This window comes from Gemmatimonas sp. (assembly GCF_044345575.1).
Classification (GTDB): domain Bacteria; phylum Gemmatimonadota; class Gemmatimonadetes; order Gemmatimonadales; family Gemmatimonadaceae; genus Gemmatimonas.
On record NZ_JBIJAW010000305.1, the window covers coordinates 1 to 3,845 of the forward strand.

Genomic DNA, 3,845 nt, shown 5'->3' on the forward strand with positions numbered 1-3,845 from the left:
GCCGGTCAGAGTGCTGTCACGCCGGCGAATTCCATCGTCAATCGGGTCACCCGCCTCCTGCTGTCGCTCCGCACCACCGCTCCTTCAGAGGGCTGGGGGCAGTTCCTGCGTGCTGACAACACCGTCGATTGGAGCAGCGTCGTGTTGGCCGGTCATTCGCAGGGGGGCGGCCATGTTGGGGTGCTCGCCAAGTCGGTGCTGCTGGCGCGTGCCGTCTATTTCTCCTCGCCGGAAGACTGGAACGAACTCACCGACCGGCCCGCACCGTGGACGAGTGCGCGAGCCAACGTGACACCGGCGAGCCGGCAGTTCGGCTTTGGTTCTGACTTCGACACGCTCGTCCCCAATGCGCATGCCTCGGCACACTGGACCGCAATGGGGCTGAGCGCGCCAGCCTCCGGACCGGTGCTTGTAGATGGAGCGGCGAGTCCGTACGGGGGATTCCAGCAGCTGCGCACGCTGCGTTCCTTCAACCCAGCCAGCACGGCGCTCACGACGGCCCTCAAGAATCACGGCGTGCCGGTCGTGGATACCTCCACCCCGGTGGACGGCACCGGTGCGCCGCTCTTCAACGGCAACGGCGTGTGGGCCTATCTCTGCTTTCCGTAGGCTGATCGTTACGGGTTGCCCACGCAGTAACCGGCGCTCGGGGGCGGCACTATCGACCTCATCTGCCTCGCTGCCGTCGTGTGGCGACTCCAATCGCCATCGTCTGGCTGATGGCCGCGCGGCTGTCCGCTCAGCCGCGAGCCACCACCACCTCACCGAGCGCCCGCCAGCCAACCAGATACCCGAGTGGCGGTGACGTCATCGGCCCTATCGCGCGACGCGCCGAGCCCCGTTTCAGTCTTGTGGTCACCCCGTCAGTCGCAACTGTCGTTAGACCGACCCGCCGGGCGACCCGGGAGATGACCGACCGCCTGTCGCGGCGAGCGGCCCCATGACGAAGAGGGTGTTCCCGCACGGGTCGAGTAAATCAAAGGTGCGCGCGCCCCAAGCCTCATCCACCGGTGCGCGGAGCGCGCCGACGCGTCCGCTCCACTCGGCATAGTACTGGTCGACGTCCTCGACTTCGAGCGAGACGCAGACCCCCCGCCCGTGCCCCGACATCGGCGCATCGATGGTGAGCGCGATGCCATCACGTTCCAGCCCCAGAATGCCTGCAATCCCGTCTTGGGAGGACTCGAACCGGATCGAGAAGCCCAACCCGTCCACGTAGAACGCTTTCGCGACGCGTAGATCATCGGCAGGCAAGAGGGGAATCGCGCGTGCCATGGTCACCTCCTCTGGAGTGGCGTCTGTCGGAATCTCGGAACAGGGCGGTCTAACGCAAAGATCTGCCGCGGGGCCCTTTAGTGATGCGGCAGACGAACGTAGTGAGCCAGTCGCGCTCCGTGATCCGCCCCGTCGGCAGCAGCGACCCGTTCGGCGATCAGCCGCCAGACCATTGGGTAACTCGGCTATCGAGGTCTCGACTCGCGGCGGGCGGCCAGCGCGTACCCTACCGCCGACCAGACAGCAAGTACGCACGGCAACAAGTTGATCGTCGTCCTGAATCCGTCACGCCCTTCAACGAGCGAGACGTAGGCGGGAATCGCCCAAAGCAGCGCCATCATGACGCTCAGCGTCACAAGCGTGCGCGGAGTGGAGAGAGGAACCAGCCATCTGATCCACGCACGTTCCTGCCGAAGATCGCTACGGTGGAGTCTCATGCTATGCGCACCGTTCACTGCGATCAGTACACAGAAGCACGAGAAGCCAACCGGTCGGGCGAGCGCCGTCATGTCCCGCTCCTCGACGAGTATGCCGAGGGCGAGCAGGAGCTGCGCCACAGCAAGCAGTAGCAGCGCGTGGACAATGGTTTGGATACGCATATCAGGTATTGCTCACTCTTGGTTCTATTCGCCGAACGCGGGCTTCTGCTGTGGACACCGCAATAGAATGCGGGCGCGCCGCGCCCGCCAACCACCGCGTAGTCATCAGCACCAAGCATCGTTGGGTTGCAGCGCGCACCAAGTTTAGTGATTGCCCTGTGTCGCCCCGAGCCAGCGATGAACGGACGCGAGCTCCGTGGCAGATAGCGTTCGCAGTCGCGGCTTCCGGTCCGCGCTGTAGTCGGTGAAGGCGAGAATCCAGCTGTCGCCCACCCGGAGATTGCCCACGAACGCGTTGTCCCTGCGCAGTACAATGCCGAGGTAGCCAAGGGGTGGCTCATCATCGATGACGCGCCATCGTCCTGAGGCTGCCACGAGTGTGAGGAGGCTATCGAGGCCCTCTGTGCTCACGATGGTGTCGCGCACGGCCCATCGATCCGCTGCTTGTTCGGCGGCTTGGGCGGCGGCCCGAACGCGCGCCTCAGTAGGCGCGGGCATGTCGGCCAGCGGAGAAGGTTGCCGTATGTCGCAGGCGGATACGGCGAGCAACCCCAGAACGGCGATGACAATGCGTGTGAGCATGGTTCCCTTCGATGCCTGTTTGCCAACCTAACGCCCGGCTTCTGCAGCGGGCGATTCAACAAGATGCGAGCACAGCGAGCTACCGCGCGGATCGCCCAAATTGGCTACCGCGCCTCAGCACCGGTCGGGGGCACCGGCAACCGAGTACGCTTGCGGGGACATTCGGTGAGAATCTGACGCGCCGTACCAACACCGGCGTTCAGCGTACGATCGTCGGGCGCGCGTGACAGCCGCGCCCACACATGGACACTGTCAAGGCCGACGCGCAGAATCGTCTTCAGCGCCTCGATGCTCCCTGTCCCGTCTGCTTGGCGAACCCATTGGCGCCCTACGACTCGCGCGTCTACCGGCTCGACCTCCGGCCATGCTTGAAAGCCCGAGCGCTCCGCCACGCGCTGGATACACTCGGCCGTGGCGAGCGAATCGAGTCGGCGCACCTCAAGAGCGACCGCCGAGGTCGTGTCTCGGACGAGGAGCGGTGGTCGCACCACAGCTTCGTGAGACAACGACGGCGCGACGCTGCGGAGCGCGCCAACCATCCCGAGCAACAGCACTGTCTTGGTCATTCCGGCCTCCATGGTTGAAACGTCTGTCCCAATCCTTACCGCCCACCCTTCATGCCGCCAGACTGGCTAACGACCAAGCTCAACAGCCCCGCCACAGGAGCCTGAGCGTCACGAACAACCTATGGACAGGGGTCTTCTGCAGCGCCTGGTTCGGCGTGCCTTGGCTGCAACACCCCCGCGACCACCGCGTCGGTCAACTCCAACCGCAGGTCCACCCGGTCGAAACCGACCCGGTATCCGCCGGGCCACCGGGCGACCACCTCGAACCCACACCGCTCGTAGAACCCAGCGATGTGCGGCGTGGTGTCCACCACCACCCACCGGGGCCGGTTCCCGGCCGCCGCCACGTGTTCCAGCCGGTGGGTGAGCAGCAACCGGCCCAGTCCCCGCTTGTGGCGGTCGGCCCGGACCATCCCCCACACCAGCACCCCTTGGTTGTAGTGGTCGGACACCTCGTACCCGCCGAAGCCCACCACTTCCTCCGCCTCGACGACCACGAACAGCGGGCCGTCGGGGCTCGCCATTGTCTTGCGGAGGAACGCCTCCTCGGGCGCCGCGAAGTGCTCCGGCACGTTGCTCTGGAACACGGCCAAGACCGGCTTTCGATCCGTCGGAGCATACTCACGCACGATCACCACGCCTGACTCCCCTCCGATCGCCGAACGCCTTACGTTCTGCTGCAGCGCATCACATAAAGTGCGGCCGGACGGGCGCCGTGCGCCAGCACGGCGACCGCCTGCCGGACACCCGCATTGCGCTGACAGCAGCAACGTTTCGTTATGGCCCCGCGCGCGCGAGCCAGGTATCCGGGTGACGATGCCCG

6 protein-coding genes are annotated in these 3,845 nt (G+C 65.6%); 2 read left to right on the plus strand and 4 right to left on the minus strand.

All coding sequences use genetic code 11. The annotated features are described in order from the left end of the window. A partial coding sequence (locus ACIQ6O_RS14090) for a BPSS1187 family protein (RefSeq protein ID WP_396208417.1) occupies nucleotides 1–609 on the plus strand: 609 nt, incomplete at its 5' end. A 270-nt stretch (nucleotides 610–879) separates the two neighbouring features. Here ACIQ6O_RS14090 and ACIQ6O_RS14095 read toward each other — a convergent pair. Then, complete coding sequence (locus tag ACIQ6O_RS14095; RefSeq protein ID WP_396208418.1) at nucleotides 880–1,530, minus strand: glyoxalase superfamily protein; 651 nt, start codon at nucleotides 1,528–1,530, stop codon at nucleotides 880–882. A gap of 185 nt (nucleotides 1,531–1,715) precedes the next feature. On the opposite strand from ACIQ6O_RS14095, the gene ACIQ6O_RS14100 reads away from it, so the two are divergent. Beyond that, nucleotides 1,716–1,844, plus strand: coding sequence for a hypothetical protein (locus ACIQ6O_RS14100; RefSeq protein WP_396208419.1), 129 nt, complete (start codon nucleotides 1,716–1,718; stop codon nucleotides 1,842–1,844). Between the two features lie 174 nt (nucleotides 1,845–2,018). On the opposite strand, the gene ACIQ6O_RS14105 is transcribed toward ACIQ6O_RS14100, so the two are convergent. The 3 genes from ACIQ6O_RS14105 to ACIQ6O_RS14115 all read right to left on the minus strand — a co-directional run. Then, nucleotides 2,019–2,456: a hypothetical protein gene (locus ACIQ6O_RS14105; RefSeq protein WP_396208420.1), complete on the minus strand. Its 438-nt coding sequence runs from the start codon at nucleotides 2,454–2,456 to the stop codon at nucleotides 2,019–2,021. Between the two features lie 104 nt (nucleotides 2,457–2,560). Beyond that, nucleotides 2,561–3,022, minus strand: a complete 462-nt coding sequence (locus tag ACIQ6O_RS14110; RefSeq protein WP_396208421.1) for a hypothetical protein — start codon at nucleotides 3,020–3,022, stop codon at nucleotides 2,561–2,563. A 119-nt stretch (nucleotides 3,023–3,141) separates the two neighbouring features. Then, nucleotides 3,142–3,845: GNAT family N-acetyltransferase (locus ACIQ6O_RS14115; protein WP_396208422.1), on the minus strand; the 704-nt coding region annotated here is incomplete at its 5' end.

Excerpts from the sequence above, each read along its gene's own strand:
- ACIQ6O_RS14100 (WP_396208419.1), top strand. The coding sequence starts at position 1,716 with ATGCGCACCGTTCACTGCGATCAGTACACAGAAGCACGAGAAGCCAAC.
- ACIQ6O_RS14105 (WP_396208420.1), bottom strand. The coding sequence starts at position 2,456 with ATGCTCACACGCATTGTCATCGCCGTTCTGGGGTTGCTCGCCGTATCC.
- ACIQ6O_RS14110 (WP_396208421.1), bottom strand. The coding sequence starts at position 3,022 with ATGACCAAGACAGTGCTGTTGCTCGGGATGGTTGGCGCGCTCCGCAGC.